We start from the raw sequence: 16,453 nt of genomic DNA, 5'->3' as shown, positions 1-16,453 counted from the left end.
GTAACAGGAGTACAGCGGAAGCCGCTTCCAGCGTAGAGCCGTACCCGGGGAGGCACCGCAACGTTAAGGAATCCACTAAAAACAATCGGGGTGGCACATGAAAGTCAAACGCATCATGGCCAACACGGCGACATCGGATCTCGGCAAGGCGGCGGCCTTCTATGGAGACATCCTGGGTCTCGACCTGCTCATGGATCACGGCTGGTTTCGAACCTACGGTTCGGATGAAACGATGCGGGTCCAGGTGAGCTTCGGCAGCGAAGGCGGCTCGGGGACACCCGTGCCCGATCTCTCCATCGAAGTCGACGATATCGAAGCAGCGCTGGCACGCTGCGAGAAGGCAGGTGTCCCCATCGAATACGGCCCGGCCAGCGAGCCCTGGGGCGTGCGGCGCTTCTACGTCCGCGACCCGTTCGGGAAGCTCGTCAATATCCTCGAGCACGAATGACCGGACGGCCAAAGACAAGCCACAAGAAAACAAGCAACAAGGAAGGGAGGCACCGGGCCTCCCTTCTTCCCTTTATCGAGACGGGCGTTGGCGACAATCACACAGGGCGAATCGATCAGCGCGGACGGAAGTTGAACTCCTGACGCGAGATCTCGCCGTTATGGTCGCGGTCCAGAATGATGAAGGCCTCCGGCAGCGCGGCCTCCCGGGCCTCCTCACGAGAAATGCGGCCATCGCCATCCTGATCCAGCTGCTCGAAGCCGTTCTGGCCGGAAGCGGACGAGGAAGCGCTGGGCGGAACCAGCTCTTCGGCGCCCATTTCGGCAAGGGCGGCACCCGAGGTCAGGGCCAAGGCGAGGAACAGTGCGGATTTTGCTTTCATGGTATCTCTCTCGTTTCCAATACAGGGAGTGAAGTGCGGCATTCTCGTCACGACGGGTTCCTGAATGCCGACCGATGGTTGTATTCTATAGGCCACCAATTCCTGCACTAGACCCACATTTTCCAACTCATCGTTTCCTCAGGGAAACGAACATTAAGCCGCCGGCTCCCACGGGGTAGCGATGCAATGCATGACCTCAACGACCTCTACTACTTCCACGCCGTGGTCACGTACCAGGGTTTCTCGGCGGCTTCGCGTCATATCGGCGTGCCCAAGGGAACGCTCAGCAAGCGCATCGCGCGGCTGGAGGAGCGGCTCAAGGTGCGCCTGCTGGAGCGCTCGACCCGCAAGATTCGCACCACCGATGTGGGGCGATCCTTCTACGAGCACTGCCAGACCATGCTGGCCGGCGCCGAAGCGGCGGAAACGGTAGTGGCCCAGGCCCACGCGGAGCCCAACGGCATCGTGCGACTGAGCTGCCCGCAGGGCCTGCTCCAGAACCTCATCGAGGAGGTCCTGCCGGCCTTCATGAAGACCTACCCCAAGGTTCGCGTGCACATGCAGGTGTTCGACCGGCGCGCCGACCTGATCGAGGATCGGCTCGACGTGGCCATCCGCGTGCGCAGCAGGCCGGACATGACCGATGCCTCGCTGATCATGCGGCCGCTGGGGCAGAACCATCTGGTGATGGCGGTCAGCCCCGCCGTGCATGCCGCCTGCAAGCGGGGGCTGACCATCGACGAACTCGCGGAGGTGCCGACGCTCTCGATGGGCAGCGAAACGGACGAGGTTCGCTGGGAGCTGACGGGACCGAACGACGAGACACGCGTAATCGCCCTTCGCCCCCGGCTGATGTGCAGCAACTTCGATATGCTGCTCGCGGCAGCGTGCCAGGGGCTAGGCGTGGCGCTGCTGCCCATCCATATCTGCCGGGTGAGCTTCGCCAAGGGGGAACTGGTACACGTGCTGCCGGAATGGCGCTCCCCCTACGGCACGATCCAGGCGGTCTTCTCCCATCGCAAGGGGCTCGTGCCCTCCGTGAGGGCGCTGATCGACTTCCTTGCCCAGGCCATCCCCTGCAAGCTTTCGGTGGAGACCGGGTAGCGCCCTCTAGCCGCGTACGATACCTGAAGACTGGAGACTCGCCGCTCAGCGCTCGGTTTGCAGCAGGCCGGCCGTGAGCTGCCGGAACGCCTCGACGGCTTTCGGTAGCACGGCACGAGGTTCGTCGGCTGCGGCAATCCACAGTGCGGCGTTGAGCGCCGCGCCGTTGATCAGCCGGGCTGCGGCTTCCGCATCCACCGGCTTGACCGTGCCCTCCTCGATGAGCGCCTGAATGGTCTGGGTCGTGCGCAACAGGCACGCATTCTGGTTGGGCCATTGCGAAGGGTCGCCGAGCACGGCCGGCCCATCCAGCAGCATGATGCGCTGGACTTCCGGCTCCAGCGCCATTTCGATATAGCTCACGCCCTCCGCCAGCAGCCCCTCCCACGGACTTGGCGCCTGCTCCTGGGCCGCGATCAGCCGTGCCACCATCTCCGCATCGATCTGATCGACCACGGCCTGCAGCAGCCCCTTCTTGCCCCCGAAATTGTGATACAGCGCCCCTCGCGTCAGCCCCGCATCGGCGGTGATGTCGTCCATAGAAGCCGCCGCATAGCCCTTGGTCGCGAAGGCCTCCCGAGCGGCTCGAATGAGCTTGGCCCGGGTCTCCTCCATCATCTGCGCACGTTTCGTCGCCACACCCTCTCCTGACATCGCTTGCAAAAGTTTTTCACATACGCGCCGTATGCGTATTGACATACGCCGCGTATGTGCCAGCATAATCACATACGGCCCGTATATCAATTTTACCCACCGGAGCAGCACGATGGCTAAACGCGATGCAGTCTTTCCTGCCGGACGGCAGGCACTCTACGAGATCAACCGCTATTCGGCGGCCATCCGCTCGGGCGACTTCCTGTTCGTCTCGGGCCAGGTCGGCAGCCGTGAGGATGGCTCCCCCGAGCCGGATTTCGAAAACCAGGTGCAGCTTGCCTTCGACAACCTCTCGGCCGTTCTCGAAGCCGCCGGTTGCACCTTCGACGACATCGTCGACGTGACCACCTTCCACACCGATCCCGCCGCCCAGTGGGAAGCGATCGACAGGGTTCGCACCAAGGAAATCGGCCAACCGCCCTACCCCAACTGGACCGCCGTCGGCGTCAACTGGCTGGCGGGCTTCGACTTTGAAATCAAGGTGATCGCACGGATTCCCGCGCCAGCGGCGTAACGCCACGCCTCCCACCAGGAACGCACCGCTGCCGGAACGGCGGCGGTGCGCTTTCATCGATTGCAGGCCTCGGCACGCTAACCAATACTGCAGCGAGCGGCATCACTCACGGCAGGCAGTGCCTGACCGATCAGGGTAAACCCCGCTCGCCGAATGGGACTGTGAGCGATCGGAAAACCCTATGGAGGCTCCCATGGACGAAGACCTCGAACGGATGACACGAGAGGAACTGATCGAAGAAGCCAAACGGCTCCGCCAGGGAATCCGCGAACACCGGGACTGCAGCGGGCACGACCTCTGCTGGCATCACCCGGCCCTGTGGGCATTACTGCCCGACAAGACCGACCCGGTCCCCGTGGTACCGGAATGGCCGGAATTCATGAAAGGCTGCATCAAGTACCGCCAATCGCTGGATGCGCAGCTACCTGATGCACCGCGCACAGATGACTCGTATGACGAGTGATCTTCATCCAACGTTGTAAGCGATTTACTACAAAGCGTAAGCCATATCCTCAATTGCGCTGACTAGAGTCATCTTTAGGCGTACTGGCGTGGCACACCCGAAACAATGGGTTTACGTTTAGTAAAAAAGCACGCGGGGAGGGAGTGGGATGAAGCGCATCGTCATCTGCGCGGACGGCACTTGGCAGTGCCCCGAGAGTGACGAACCCACGCATGTGCTGCGCCTGGCCCGCGGCATCGCCCCCTGTTGCCAAGCCGGCACCAAGCAGGTCGTCTATTACGACTGGGGCGTTGGCACCGAGGGAGACAGCATTCGTGGCGGTGCCACCGGCGCCGGTATCGACAAGAACATCACCGATTGCTATCGCTTCATCGTTCACAACTACGAGCCCGGCGATCAGCTCTTCCTGTTCGGTTTCAGCCGTGGCGCCTATACCGTGCGCTCCCTCGCCGGGCTCATTCGTAACTGCGGCATCCTGCTGCGCCTTTACGCTGACCGCATCCCGGAAGCCTACGTACTCTACCGTCAACGCTCCCGAAGCTCTGCCCCCAGTGGCGACAGAGCCGCCAACTTTCGCCGAGCCTACGCCGTGGCGGACAGAACCCAAATCGAGTTCATCGGCGTGTGGGATACCGTCGGCGCACTCGGCATTCCCGCCCCATTCCTCGGCACCCTGGGCACCGAGCGCTACCTGTTCCACGACACCGAACCCAGCAGCATCATCCGCCACGCCCGCCATGCCGTTTCCATCGACGAGAACCGCCAGGATTTCGAACCCACGCTGTGGTCGGCCAAGCCCGGCATCGACCTCAAGCAGGTGTGGTTCGCCGGCGTGCATACCGATATCGGCGGCGGCTATCCACAGCGCGAACTCGGCGACTACGCCGGACAATGGATGGCCACCGAGGCCGAACGCTTCGGCCTCACCTTCGAACCGCACTTCCTCACCTCGATGAACCCGCGCCACAGCGGCAGGCAGCACGACGAGTACAAGGGCTTCTACAAGATCATGCGCCGCTCGCAGCACCGCACCCCCGAACCCTGCCTGCACCAGAGCGTACGCCTGCGCTGGGAAGACCCGCACGTGACCTACCAAAGCCCGGCACTAAGCCAACTGCTCGACTCGGTGGGTGGGGATTGGGACCGGGTGGAGTTGGTGGGGTGAGGGGTGGTTGGTTCAAGAGAATGGCGGCTTTCGACCCAAAGCAGACATACCGGAAAAGGCAGCGAGCACGTTCATTGGGGATATGCGGCACGCATGATGATTGGTGTTATACTGCCGAGCTGTACTTAATGTTCAGGAATTTCAATGGGATGAGCTGCATTCTAGCGCGCAGCATAGCATTGTTGAACGCGCGTGCGCGTTCAAGTGTAATATCGAGCACGCTATCTAATACAGCAGTTATATAAGCCGTATCTGGATAGCTGTCCTGGCAATGAAATTGAGTGGCTCGCGAATGCTCAGCATCATGGCCTTCCCACAAGATTACTAGACTGGAGCCTAAGCCCTCTTGTTGCATGTTTTTTTGCTGTGCAGAGTCTTACTAATTCAGATGCGGGTATATAGGTGTATGATGTAGGGCGCTTCAGAAAAGAAGAAGAATTAGATGTCTCAAAACTGACGGGCATTGTAGCTTTCTTTCCCTCCCACGCAACCAAAAGAGTAACATCTCAGCCGCGGATGTTTACAATTCATCCAACGAGCAATATGAAGCTTGAGTCTCCAGCAATAAAAAATCGTAAAACGCTCTGAGCGCAAAAAGTATTTTTTGGAGAAGCTTATAAAACATATAGCTTGAATGCTTAACTTTCTCTTGGCCGAATGGTGAATCTCAGGCTATGCTTATGGTGCTATTGCGATAGCTGGCGAGCCAAAAGCGGCCATGCCAGGCACGGAGATGCCTACTACATTGCGGCTTCGCCTCCATTCCGTAGTCGCAAGTGCTGGCGGCGTTATGCAAATAGAAATGGAGGTTCGAAATGAAAAAATCAGATAATAAGCATGTGGCAAAACCAACTCCTTTTTCACATTTTGTAAACAGAGTCCAAGTGCGTGATTTGACAGATCGACTTACCCTTATCGCGCCTGACCTTCAGCTTGAGCTGCTTGCGAATTGGATAACTCCCTACCCACCTGTAAGCGGTCAACCTGCCACTATACGGTTTCGCATCCGCAATCTTGGTCAAAAACCCGCTCTTGATTTCAAAACATACCTCTACATGGATGGGGTTCAGGTGGGAAGCTGGAAATTCCACCATATTGATAAAAAAGAAGACCCTGCACATCAGTACCAACCGCTTTTACCCGGACAGGCGACCAAAACATTCGAGTGTGTGACTTCTCCACTCAAAGGGATACATACTCTTCGCTGGGTCGTTGATGCAGAAAATGAAGTAATAGAACAAAGCGAGGCAAACAACATATTCGATACTTTAATCACCTCGGTCACTAAACAGCAGTTGCCCGACTTAACCGCTAAAGTCATTGAACCCACTAATTCTGTAGAGATCGGTCAAGAGGTTACTCTGAAAGTTAAGATTGCCAACGAAGGTCAGATTGATGTTGTTCATCCGTTTTGGGTATTTGTTAAATCAAATGGGATACATATAATTACACAAGAAATTCCAAAGCTCAAAGCATATGAATCAGTTGTTCTTGAGCGATCTATTAAGTCGATGAGCAAAAAAAACGACCAAATTGATGTTGAAGTGGATGCCTATAACGAAATTAACGAAAGCAAAAAGAATAATAATTTATACACTATGCATCTTGAATTTGCGGCCGTTGATCTAGAGGTGGTCGAGTGCAGAATTACTCCTTCAATCCAGAGCAACTGTAGGCCAGTTATTTCATTTGATATCCGCAACAAAGGTAAGATCGATGCTACAAGGCCGTTTTCAGTCCACCTTTACGAGATTGGTGGAGGCCCAACTCAGCAACAGTTTGACGTAATCAAATTTACAGAAAAACAGTTACCGAAGGCAGGAGAACTTCTTACAATAACTCTTCCTATTAAAGGGTGGGATTATGAGACTGGGAAAATATATGTGGCTACAAAATCTGAACGTCAATTCGTCCTTCAGGTTGACCCAGAATTTGTGTATCAGAAAACACTTGATAGTAAGAACCAAATTCTTATCGTTTTTTCACTATATGACATATACAAGCCGTTGTTGCAAGCCTCATTGAATTCTTCTGGACATCTTCCTGAGGCATATTTCTTTACTTTTCCTGGAACGAACGAATCTGGTGTAATCAGAAAGAAGATATTTGCGTATACGGAAATTTCAAAGAAATCTGAGGGTGGCGGTGGTGGGTCCGGCGGTGGTAGCGGAAGTAGTGACATTGATTGGGCAAAGCCATTTGTAGAAACTGCGAAATGGATCAAGTCACTATTTACAGATGACACCGATGACAAAGTGCGCGACGTCATTAAACGGCTAGAGCAGCATGAGATTAACGCGATTAATGATGATCAATTGGTGGATATGATAGAAAAACTTTTTGACGGACCCACTCTAGATGAAGACGAAAACGCAGCCAACAAAGTACTGGAGGCCCTGCCCCCTAGTCGGTTTAGTAACGTTGTGTCTAAATTAGGTGGTCTTAGTGCTATTGATGACGAAATTGACGGAGCAGAGTGGAAGAATACGCTGAATATTGTATCTGTTAAGGGACAGAATTTGCCGCTAAATGGCAAATTGGACCTCATTAAGGGGTTGTTCGATACAACTACATACGACGCGGAAGAGCGTGTGATCATTAATTTAGTGAAATCAATGTCGCTCGACGATCGGTGGGAGATGTTGCGGAAGCCAGGATTTAGTAAAGATGACTTCGATGATCAAGTAGACGGTAGTGAGTGGGACGAGTTGGAACAGTTGTTGGACAAAGCAGTCGACGGATACTGGAGAAAGAAACCCGTTGTCGAGATCCAGCAAGGTCAATCTTGCTGGGCTGCCGCCCTCTCATCCTTTCTTAAATCCAACGGAAATTATTATGAGCCGGCCGAATTGCAATATTTATTTGCCAACGACGTCGAAGCCAATGGCGGTCTCACACCCAAGGGCCTATATAGTGTGCGCGACTATTTCGGGCTAGAGATGGAGCCTTATTTTCCCCAAGTCGGAAGTAATCCAAATCAGATGGTTTTACGATATGACCGCATTACAAAATCTTTCCTGGGGCCGAAGTTAAAGAATTCCCATGTATTGCTAATTTATATGGACCCCGCGTGGGGTGGGCAGTGGAGCCATGCGATAGTCGTATGGGGTGCAGATAGCAAACAACTCTGCTTTATGGACCCGATTGATGGCCACTATAAGTGTGAGGCATACATAAAGTTTCCGTCAAATGCCGGGTACATCATTCTCTGGAAGAAGTAGAAAAATCAGGTATGGTGGGTAAAATTCCGTTCCACAATATTTTTATCACCACTAAATGATGAGGCCCTTTACCCCATCGCTCATAATTTTCTTGAATTACAATTACATGCACTCGGACAGCATAAAGCGCCGCCCCTTACAGTCGCTCTGTTTTTTGCTTCCGGTGATGTGAAGCGTTATGTCAGGGTGGCCTAAATGTCCGCTCTTGGCCGAATACAGACACAAGCCAGGTAACCAGCCACTCCCACCTTACACCAATAGCACCGCAGCCCCATCCTCGGGGCCGCCCAAAAACTGACTGCCCCCCACTACAACGCCTCCTCCAACAGCAAAGCCAGCCGCTTGTGATGCAGCGCATCGGCGGTCGCGTTATAGCTCGGGGCGTCCTTGGTGGTGAAGCCGTGGGCGGCGCCCTTGTAGAGTTCGGTGGTGAAGTGCACGCCGGCCTTGGCCAGGGCTTCGTCCAGGCGGGCGATCTGGTCGGGGGGAAGCAGCTCGTCATTGTCGGCGTGGCCGAAATAGACGCGCCCCCCGATGGTGCCGACCACGTGCACGAGGCTGTTCGGGTCGTCGGCCTTGGCCAAGTTGGCCGAGTGGAAGCCGGCCGCGGCGGCGACGCGCTCGGGGTGCTCGGCCGCCATGCGCAGCGCGAAGGCGCCGGTCATGCAATAGCCCACTACGCCTAGCTTGCCGTCGGCGAACTCGGCCTCGCTGTCGATGCATGTCAGCAGCGCGGTGAAGTCGCGGGATAGCGCCTCGGGTGTGAGGCGGCCGGCATACCCGAACAATATCGGTCGCACGTCCGGGTCGCGGAAGGATTTGCCTTCCGGCACGACGGGGCCGCGTACATCGCGATAGTAGATGTTGGGCATCAACACGGCATAGCCGTTGTCCGCGAGTTGCTGGGCCTTCTCGTGATAGCAGGGGCGCAGGCCGCCGATATCGGTGAACAGCACCACGGCCGGAAGAGGACGGTCGGCGTTCCCGGGCGTGAAGACATGAGCGTCGATGGTGCCGTCGGCGGCAGGGATTTCGATAGCGCGAGACATAGCGGGCTCCGGGTTGGTCGATGGCAAAGGGATCTTGTCAGGGACGAATGTGCCAAAGATCCGCCTTTGGCCGGCTCGAGTACCTTAGCCTATTTTGATTGAGGTGTTTGAGACAGCTGGCATCGACGGCTGCCGTGCCGCCAAAACGAGCATGAGGAGAGTGTCATGAAGGCTGAAGAGTTGCGCTCCGTCCAGACGCCTCTGAAGGAGCGTTATCGCGAGGTACCGGATGCCGCACTGATCACTCTGCGCGCGCAAGGGCGTCTCGGTGAAGGTGTGAGCTGCAAGATCGAGACGGGCAAGGCGCTCGTCGAGGCCGGGCTGCATCCCGCCACGGGCGGGAGCGGTCAGAGCGCGTGTTCGGGCGACATGCTGCTCGAAGCGTTGGTGGCCTGCGCCGGGGTGACGCTGAACGCCGTCGCCACCTCGCTCGGCATCGAGTTGCGAGATGCTTCGCTCCAGGCGGAAGGCGATCTCGATTTTCGTGGAACGCTTGGCGTGGCAAAGGAAGTGCCCGTGGGCTTCCAGAGCATTCGGCTGCAGGTCACCCTCGACACCGATGCCTCGGAAGAGCAGCTCGACACTCTCCTGCGTTTGACGGAGCGGTACTGCGTTGTCTACCAGACGCTGGCACACCCCCCGGCGCTGTCGGTAGCTCGCAAACGCGCAACGGACTGAGCGTTATACCTCACACTCGACAAGCCGTCGCCGCCGTTCATCGCAAGCCTGTCGATTCCTACGTAGCTCGTTCGAATACTGGCTGAACGTGCAAACCACGAGGATGAGCAGATGCGCAAACTGATCGTTGGCGGCATGGTTTCCCTGGACGGCGTCATGCAGGCGCCCGGCGGGCCGCAGGAAGACCCGACCGGAGGCTTCCGCCATGGCGGCTGGGTCGCGCCGTTGGTGGACGAGGTATTCGGTGAGGAGATCGACAAGCTGTTCGGTCAGCCGTTCGACCTGCTGCTCGGGCGCAAGACGTATGAAATCTTCGCTGCGCACTGGCCCTACGCCGAGGAAGGGCCGGACGACTCCATCGCCAAGACCTTCAACTCGATCAAGAAGTACGTGGCGACCCGAAAGGGCCTGGAGTTGACCTGGAAAGACTCGGTAGCGCTGCGCGACGCGGCGGCCGATGTTGCCAGGCTGAAGCAGGAAGATGGGCCGGCGCTGGTTACCCAGGGCAGCACCGAGCTGGTCCACACGCTGCTTGCGCACGATCTCGTCGATGAACTCAAGCTGTTCATCTGCCCCGTGGTGCTGGGGCAAGGCAAGAAGCTGTTTGACGACGGCGCCCAGGGGGCGGCATTCAAGCTCGTCGCCAATCGGGTGTCGCCCAATGGCATCGTGATCGCGAGTTATGAACGCGACGGCGCGGTGAAGACCGGCGACTTTGCCATGGACCCACCCACGGCGGCGGAAGTGGCACGGCGCGAGAAGATGCAGCGGGAGGGCTAGGTAGGTTAACTACGTTAAGTTATGGCCACCACCCGCCCTGCCGGATCGCCGTACGGCCGGCAACCTCGGGATTGTAGAGATAGAGCCAGGCGGGGCCGAAGGTGGTGGCGTGAATGGCACGGTGGTAGAGCCCGGCGTGCGGCTGGCGCGGGCGGAAGTCCTCGAGCCTGTCCAGTTCGGTAAGCAGGTTGGCATCGATGCGGTATATCTCCACCTCGACCCCGCGCGAGGGTTCGGGCTTGGCCCCGGGGAAGGGGCCGAGATCGTAGAGGGTGGCGCTGGTCAGCCGGTCGCTGCCCACGAAGTCGGCCCCTTCCAGCCAGTGGTGGTTGCGCAGCCCACGCTTCAGGGTGCCGTAGACGGCCACCAGCGGCGTGCGGGAAATGGAGTACGCAGGTGCAAACATCCAGCTTGACTCCTTGCTGCAACGATCTCTGCTTGCAGTCTAACCCAGCGTTTTTTCACGACGAAGAAGCCACAACGACCCGGCTGGCCAGGTGCCGGCCGACATGCCGTCATCGACGATAAACGGTCATTTTTCCAACGGCAAAATGGAGTACGCTTAGCTGAGAGCCGGGCCAGAGGGAGCGAGCCGATGAAGCTGTGTGCCGTGCAGTACGCCTGCGTGACGGGCGATATCGAGGCCAACCTGGAGCGTCATGTCGAATTCGTCGAGCGGGCGGCAGCGCACGATGCCGAGCTGATCTTTTTTCCCGAACTCTCGCTGACCGGCTACGAGCCCTCGCTGGCCAGGGCGTTGGCCACCCACGTTGAGGATCCGCGGCTGGATGCATTTCAGCGACTGAGCGACAGCCATGGGATCATCATCGCCGCCGGGCTGCCGCTGGTCACCTCGACCAAGCCGCAGATCGGTATGGTAGTGTTCCAGCCCCACCTGGGCCGCCAGGCCTATGCCAAGCAGCGGCTGCACGACGACGAGCTGCCCTACTTCTCGGCCGGCGAGCGGCCGATGCTGATCGAAACCCGCGAACACCGCCTAGCCCAGGCGATCTGCTATGAATCGCTGCAGCCCGATCATGTCGCCACGGCGGCAAGCCTTGGCGCGGACGTGTACCTCGCCAGCGTGGCAAAGCTCTCGCCGCGCATGGACGAGGCCTATGCCTACTACGCCACCTTCGCCCGCGAGCACGCCATGACGATCCTGATGGCCAACTGCATCGGCCCCTGCGACGGAGAGACCGGCGGCGGCCGCTCGGCGGCCTGGATCGACAGGGGCAAGCGGGTCGCTACGCTCGATGGCCAGCAAGAAGCCATGCTGCTGCTGGATACCGCGACACTCGCCAGCCGCATGCTCATGCTGGCCGCGCCGGCGGCCTAGCATCCTCCTCGATTCCTTGCGCCGGCCCACCGGGGCCGCGCGCTCCACTGCGACAAGACAAGGAGCTCACGAATGGTGACGCTGCTGCTTTTGGCTCTCGGCCTGGTACTGCTGATCGCGGGCGCGGAGGGCCTCGTTCGGGGCGCCTCTCGCCTGGCCCTGCAGGTGGGCATTTCCCCCTTGATCATCGGGCTTACCGTGGTGGCCTTCGGCACCAGCGCCCCGGAACTCGTCGTCAGTATCAAGGCGGCCCTGGATGACCAGGCGGGCATCGCCATCGGCAACGTGGTGGGCAGCAACATCTTCAACGTGCTGTTCATCCTGGGCATCTCGGCGCTGATCGTGCCGCTGGCGGTGGCCCAACAGCTGATCCGCCTGGATATTCCGCTGATGATCGGTATCTCGCTGCTCATGCTGCTGCTGGCGCTGGATGGCAGCATCGGCCGGTTGGACGGCGGGCTGCTGTTCCTGGGGCTGGTCGTCTATACCGGCTTCCTGCTGTGGCAGGGGCGGCGTCAGTCGGAGCCCGCCGAGACGGAGGTCAGCGAGTCGGCGCGCAGCCACTGGGGGATCGATGTGCTGTTCGTCGCGGGTGGGCTCGCCATGCTGGTGGCCGGCTCGCGCCTATTCGTCGATGCGGCAGTGGTGCTGGCCACCTGGCTCGGCGTCAGCGAACAGGTGATCGGCCTGACCGTGGTTGCCGCCGGCACGTCGCTGCCCGAAGTGGTCACGTCGATCGTCGCGGCCTTGCGCGGTCAGCGCGACATCGCCGTGGGCAACGTGGTCGGCAGCAATATCTTCAACCTGCTCGGCGTGCTCGGCCTGGCCGGGCTGATCGCCCCCGCCGGCATTGCCGTGACCGACGCCATGCTCAGCCTCGACATTCCGGTGATGCTCGCCGTGGCCGTCGCCTGCCTGCCGATCTGCTTCACCGCCAGCGCCATCAACCGCTGGGAGGGCGCCGTGCTGCTGGGCTACTACGTGGCCTACACCGCCTACCTGATCCTGGCCGCCACCCAGCACGACGCCCTGGCCGGCTTCAGCACGCTGATGCTCTACTTCGTGCTGCCGATCACCGGCCTGACGCTCACCGTGCTGGCGGTGCCCGAACTGCGGCGTACAACGAAGAGGGCATGAGAAGACCGCCGGCTTTGACTCGCCAGACGCTCGAGAAGTATCAGGTCCTGGTCTACCTGGCATTCATCGCCATGGGCCTGGCGCTGGGTGCCGCCTGGCCAAACCGGGTCGACGCGTTTGAGTCGCTGCTGTGGCCGCTATTGGGGGCGTTGCTCTACGTCACCTTCACCCAGGTGCCGCTGACGCAGCTGAGCGGCGCATGGCGCGATACACGCTTCATGGCGGCCGCGGTGGTGGGCAATTTTCTGCTGCTACCCTTGGTCGCCTGGGGGCTGGCAAACCTGTTCGCCCACGAGCCGGCGATCCGCTTGGGCATGCTGCTGGTCCTGCTGGTGCCCTGCACCGACTGGTTCATCACCTTCTCACATCTGGGAGGAGGCAATGCGCGCCATGCAATCGCCTTTGCCCCGATCAGCCTCTTGCTGCAAATCGCGCTGCTGCCCGTCTACCTCTGGCTGTTCCTGGACCAGAACCTGCGCCTCGCCATGGTGCAGCGCGAGCTGCTGTTGGCCTTTGCCGGGCTGATCGTGCTGCCATTGCTGCTGGCCTTCGTGACCGAAGCCTGGGCTCAGGGACAGCCCAGGCGTGAAGCCGGCATCGAGCGCCTGGGGTGGCTGCCGGTGCCGCTGCTGGGCCTGGTGGTGTTCAGCATCGCCGCTACCCAGGTCGGTACCGTTGCCGATTCGTTACCCCTTCTCGGCGGGCTGCTGCTGGCCTTTGTCGGTTTCCTGGTTGCTGCGGCACTGCTGGCTCGTGTGCTGACCAGCGTGTTCAGGCTGCCCACAGCGCAAGGGCGCGTGCTGGCCTTCAGCCTGGGCACGCGCAACTCCTTCGTCGTGCTGCCCTTGGCCCTTGCGCTCCCCGCCTCCTACGAGCCAGCCGTAGTGGCCATCGTGTTCCAGTCGCTGGTGGAGCTCATCGGCATGGCGCTGTTCCTGTGGTGGGTGCCGCGAGGACTCTTCCCCTCGGCTCGCTGATCCGCGCCGGCAGGGGGCATGAGCCTCCATGGCCGCGCGCACGAGCCGTTCCGGACAACTATACTCGTTACGCGGCGTGCCGCTTCGTTACGCAATGGAACCACCCCATAACGATACCAAAGGTTCTCGCCATGTCTCCCTTTCGCTCCGTCGGCTGGTTCCTCCTTGCCTTGCCCATGGCCGCGCTGGCGGTCATCAACCCCGCGCCACAGGCGGACGAGGCCGAACGCAAGGCCGAGGTGCTGGAGCAGGTGGTAGCGCCCGATGTAGAGGTCACCCAGCCGGTGGAACCGCTCAGCGAGCAGGAGGTGGAGGTCGTCGACCCCGAGGGCACCGACCCGCTGGAGGAGCCGATCACCTGCCTGGCACGTACCATCTACTGGGAAGCGAAGGGAGTGCCGGGCCTCGACATGGAATCGGTGGCCAACGTGGTGATTAACCGCCTGGCCAGCGAAGAGTTTCCCAATACCGTCTGTGAAGTGGTGAAGCAGGGCTCCGAGCAGAGCCCGTGTCAGTTCTCCTGGTGGTGCGACGGCCGGCCCGATGAGGTGGTGGAAGGCGACGCCTACGAGGTGGCCAAGGATGTCGCGCGCCAGGCTCTCAATCAGGAACTTCCCGACCATACCGACGGGGCGCTCTACTTCCACGACCGTACCGTTCATCCGCCGTGGGCGAACGAATACCTGCTGACCTCAGAGACCGAGGCCTTCATCTTCTACCGACCCAATGGCACCCCGGAGTGACGGTTTTATCGCCCGAATGCACAAAGCGTTGCGATCCATGGCCGATTTCGGTTTGACGCAGCGCGCCGTGAGAAACCACCATGGAAGTTACAAGAACCAGAACTCACTCGTAAAACGACAATAAGGTAGCCCGTCAGGGCCAGTATGCTTTGGAGGTACGCACCCATGTTCGTTTCACTGATCCCCCGCTCCGCCGCCGTTTCCGATACCCTGCATGAAGCCGATATCGAGGCACTGCTCGATGGCTTGATGAGCGACGAAGGCCTGAACCGGCAAGAGCGGGACGAACTGCTCGACCTGCTGATTCTGGAACGGGCGGAGATCAAGCGTCAGCTCAACCGTCTCCGTACCGAGCACGCCTGATCGTACAAGCGCCCTGACGCCGCGGCCCGGGTTACCGGCTCGCTTCTCGCTCAATAGCTGCGAAATGCCGCCGTCACATGCCCCACCAGCGTCTCGCAGGCCTGGCTGGCGCCAGGACGCTTGACCAGCGTGAGCTGGTATTCCCCAAGCGGCGGCAGCAGGTCGGGGTCGATACGCCGCAGCGGCGGGCGCACCAGGCTCTGCGGGAAGGGGGAGACCGCCAGGTCGGCAATCATGGCGGCTTCCTGGCCGGCACAGTGCTCGCAGGAATAGGCGATGCGAAAGGTGATGCCGGCCCGATTCAGCGCCTCCAGCGCCATGCCGCGCCAAGCGCAGCCCTGGTGTGCCAGCGCCACCGGTAGCGGCGAGCGCCGGGCGGCCACGCCGCCTTCCCTCCCCACCCATACCAGCGGCTCGCTGTGGACGATCTCGCCGCGCGCTTCCTGGCCGGGATTGCCCGCCGTGACCAGTACCAGGTCGAGTTCGCCGGCATCCAGCCTGGCGAGCATCTCCCGGCTGCTGCCGACCACCACGTCGACCTGAACCGCCGGATGCGAGCGGGCGAACTGCGCCAGTACACCGGGCAGGATACGCGTGCCCACGTCGTCGGTGGTACCGAAGCCCAGCCGGCCCGATACGCTGGGCGCCAGGAACTGCGTAACCGCCTCTTCGTTGAGCTTGAGCAGGCGCCGCCCGTAGCCGAGCAGCACCTCGCCCTCCGGGGTCAACCGCACCTGGCGGGCTTCGCGTATGAACAGCGCCTGACCGAGCGTCTCCTCCAGCCGCTTGATCTGCATGCTGAGCGCCGAAGGGGTGCGGAATACCTGCCGGGCGGCCCGGGTGAAACTGCCGCATTCGGCGATCGCCACGAAGGTACGCAACACGTCGGTATCGAGCAGCGGTGTCGAAGCCTGCCAGTTGTCGGCAGGGGGAGCGGCGGCTTGCGTCATGTCTATACCCTTCAATTTTCCTTAAATGACAATGTAGACCTTTTCGCTGGATTGATCCATCAAGCCGAGCCAAGCTCTCCTTCAAGAGGTCGCGACCCTCCTTTCAACGTGAATCTTCACGGCAACCGCCCGACGGCGGCTGCCCGTCAGGAGGTGCGACATGAGCCAGTACGAGCCGCTACGCCAGCCGCGCACGGAGTTCGACAAACGCCCCACCCCACCGCCCCAGCCGGACTTCTTCATGCCGGCCATGCCCCCGCTGGGGCTGATCCACGCACTCGAAACCAGGTGGCAGGAGTACCGGCGCCGGCGGCGGTTTCGCCAGCGCTTCCTGCATCTGCTGGCCTACGACGACCATATGCTCGAGGACATGGGCCACAGCCGAGACGACATCCTGTGGGCCTCGCGCCTGCCATTGAAGGAGGATGCCGAGCAGGCGCTGGAGCAGCGGCGGGCGAAGCGCAAGGCGAAACAGCGGCGCTGACC

Annotated in this window: 20 protein-coding genes; 15 read left to right on the top strand and 5 right to left on the bottom strand. The window is 60.1% G+C overall.

The window, feature by feature from the left end:
• Positions 1 to 97 precede the first annotated feature (97 nt).
• Positions 98 to 448, top strand: a complete 351-nt coding sequence (locus tag I4484_RS03710; RefSeq protein ID WP_197449678.1) for a VOC family protein — start codon at positions 98 to 100, stop codon at positions 446 to 448.
• Positions 449 to 563: 115 nt separating this feature from the next.
• Here I4484_RS03710 and I4484_RS03705 read toward each other — a convergent pair whose 3' ends face one another.
• The gene (locus I4484_RS03705) at positions 564 to 830 is read right to left on the bottom strand and encodes an EF-hand domain-containing protein (protein ID WP_197449677.1); all 267 of its coding nucleotides are present in this window, start codon (positions 828 to 830) and stop codon (positions 564 to 566) included.
• Positions 831 to 1,016: 186 nt separating this feature from the next.
• Between I4484_RS03705 and I4484_RS03700 the strand changes: the two genes are divergently transcribed.
• Positions 1,017 to 1,934: a LysR family transcriptional regulator gene (locus I4484_RS03700; protein ID WP_197449676.1), complete on the top strand. Its 918-nt coding sequence runs from the start codon at positions 1,017 to 1,019 to the stop codon at positions 1,932 to 1,934.
• Positions 1,935 to 1,979: 45 nt separating this feature from the next.
• Here the strand turns inward: I4484_RS03700 and I4484_RS03695 are convergent, their stop codons facing one another.
• A complete protein-coding gene (locus I4484_RS03695; protein ID WP_242597197.1) occupies positions 1,980 to 2,573 on the bottom strand; it encodes a TetR/AcrR family transcriptional regulator in 594 nt (197 codons plus the stop codon).
• Positions 2,574 to 2,700: 127 nt separating this feature from the next.
• On the opposite strand from I4484_RS03695, the gene I4484_RS03690 reads away from it, so the two are divergent.
• The 5 genes from I4484_RS03690 (at position 2,701) to I4484_RS03670 (ending at position 7,951) form a co-directional block, all read left to right on the top strand.
• Positions 2,701 to 3,102, top strand: a complete 402-nt coding sequence (locus I4484_RS03690; RefSeq protein WP_111413095.1) for a RidA family protein — start codon at positions 2,701 to 2,703, stop codon at positions 3,100 to 3,102.
• 193 nt (positions 3,103 to 3,295) lie between these two features.
• Positions 3,296 to 3,565 carry a hypothetical protein gene (locus tag I4484_RS03685; RefSeq protein WP_197449675.1) on the top strand — a complete coding sequence of 90 codons (270 nt, stop codon included), beginning with the start codon at positions 3,296 to 3,298 and terminating at the stop codon, positions 3,563 to 3,565.
• 148 nt (positions 3,566 to 3,713) lie between these two features.
• On the top strand, positions 3,714 to 4,730 hold the full coding sequence (locus I4484_RS03680; RefSeq protein ID WP_197449674.1) for a DUF2235 domain-containing protein: 1,017 nt from the start codon (positions 3,714 to 3,716) through the stop codon (positions 4,728 to 4,730).
• 228 nt (positions 4,731 to 4,958) lie between these two features.
• Positions 4,959 to 5,132: an FRG domain-containing protein gene (locus I4484_RS03675; RefSeq protein ID WP_197450911.1), complete on the top strand. Its 174-nt coding sequence runs from the start codon at positions 4,959 to 4,961 to the stop codon at positions 5,130 to 5,132.
• 413 nt (positions 5,133 to 5,545) lie between these two features.
• On the top strand, positions 5,546 to 7,951 hold the full coding sequence (locus I4484_RS03670) for a CARDB domain-containing protein (protein ID WP_197449673.1): 2,406 nt from the start codon (positions 5,546 to 5,548) through the stop codon (positions 7,949 to 7,951).
• A gap of 308 nt (positions 7,952 to 8,259) precedes the next feature.
• Here the strand turns inward: I4484_RS03670 and I4484_RS03665 are convergent, their stop codons facing one another.
• Positions 8,260 to 9,000, bottom strand: coding sequence for a dienelactone hydrolase family protein (locus I4484_RS03665; RefSeq protein WP_197449672.1), 741 nt, complete (start codon positions 8,998 to 9,000; stop codon positions 8,260 to 8,262).
• A 165-nt stretch (positions 9,001 to 9,165) separates the two neighbouring features.
• On the opposite strand from I4484_RS03665, the gene I4484_RS03660 reads away from it, so the two are divergent.
• Both I4484_RS03660 and I4484_RS03655 read left to right on the top strand, forming a co-directional pair.
• Entirely contained in the window at positions 9,166 to 9,678 is a 513-nt protein-coding gene (locus I4484_RS03660; RefSeq protein ID WP_197449671.1) for an OsmC family protein, read from the top strand.
• Between the two features lie 111 nt (positions 9,679 to 9,789).
• A complete protein-coding gene (locus tag I4484_RS03655) occupies positions 9,790 to 10,458 on the top strand; it encodes a dihydrofolate reductase family protein (protein WP_197449670.1) in 669 nt (222 codons plus the stop codon).
• Positions 10,459 to 10,477: 19 nt separating this feature from the next.
• On the opposite strand, the gene I4484_RS03650 is transcribed toward I4484_RS03655, so the two are convergent.
• A complete protein-coding gene (locus tag I4484_RS03650; RefSeq protein ID WP_197449669.1) occupies positions 10,478 to 10,864 on the bottom strand; it encodes a gamma-glutamylcyclotransferase in 387 nt (128 codons plus the stop codon).
• Positions 10,865 to 11,053: 189 nt separating this feature from the next.
• On the opposite strand from I4484_RS03650, the gene I4484_RS03645 reads away from it, so the two are divergent.
• The 5 genes from I4484_RS03645 to I4484_RS03625 all read left to right on the top strand — a co-directional run bounded on the left by I4484_RS03645 (position 11,054) and on the right by I4484_RS03625 (position 15,017).
• Complete coding sequence (locus tag I4484_RS03645; protein WP_197449668.1) at positions 11,054 to 11,797, top strand: carbon-nitrogen hydrolase family protein; 744 nt, start codon at positions 11,054 to 11,056, stop codon at positions 11,795 to 11,797.
• A gap of 72 nt (positions 11,798 to 11,869) precedes the next feature.
• Positions 11,870 to 12,934 carry a calcium/sodium antiporter gene (locus I4484_RS03640; RefSeq protein WP_197449667.1) on the top strand — a complete coding sequence of 355 codons (1,065 nt, stop codon included), beginning with the start codon at positions 11,870 to 11,872 and terminating at the stop codon, positions 12,932 to 12,934.
• Positions 12,931 to 13,911, top strand: a complete 981-nt coding sequence (locus I4484_RS03635) for an arsenic resistance protein (protein ID WP_234283609.1) — start codon at positions 12,931 to 12,933, stop codon at positions 13,909 to 13,911. Before I4484_RS03640 ends, I4484_RS03635 begins: the two co-directional genes overlap by 4 nt.
• 131 nt (positions 13,912 to 14,042) lie before the next feature.
• Positions 14,043 to 14,654: a cell wall hydrolase gene (locus I4484_RS03630; RefSeq protein ID WP_197449666.1), complete on the top strand. Its 612-nt coding sequence runs from the start codon at positions 14,043 to 14,045 to the stop codon at positions 14,652 to 14,654.
• Positions 14,655 to 14,819: 165 nt separating this feature from the next.
• Positions 14,820 to 15,017, top strand: a complete 198-nt coding sequence (locus tag I4484_RS03625) for a hypothetical protein (RefSeq protein WP_197449665.1) — start codon at positions 14,820 to 14,822, stop codon at positions 15,015 to 15,017.
• A 50-nt stretch (positions 15,018 to 15,067) separates the two neighbouring features.
• On the opposite strand, the gene I4484_RS03620 is transcribed toward I4484_RS03625, so the two are convergent.
• On the bottom strand, positions 15,068 to 15,967 hold the full coding sequence (locus I4484_RS03620) for a LysR substrate-binding domain-containing protein (protein WP_197449664.1): 900 nt from the start codon (positions 15,965 to 15,967) through the stop codon (positions 15,068 to 15,070).
• Positions 15,968 to 16,127: 160 nt separating this feature from the next.
• On the opposite strand from I4484_RS03620, the gene I4484_RS03615 reads away from it, so the two are divergent.
• Positions 16,128 to 16,451: a hypothetical protein gene (locus I4484_RS03615; RefSeq protein WP_197449663.1), complete on the top strand. Its 324-nt coding sequence runs from the start codon at positions 16,128 to 16,130 to the stop codon at positions 16,449 to 16,451.
• Positions 16,452 to 16,453 lie beyond the last annotated feature (2 nt).

It is taken from the genome of Halomonas sp. SS10-MC5, assembly GCF_015992245.1.
Lineage (GTDB): Bacteria > Pseudomonadota > Gammaproteobacteria > Pseudomonadales > Halomonadaceae > Halomonas > Halomonas sulfidoxydans.
This window is presented reverse-complemented; position numbering and strand designations above follow the sequence as displayed.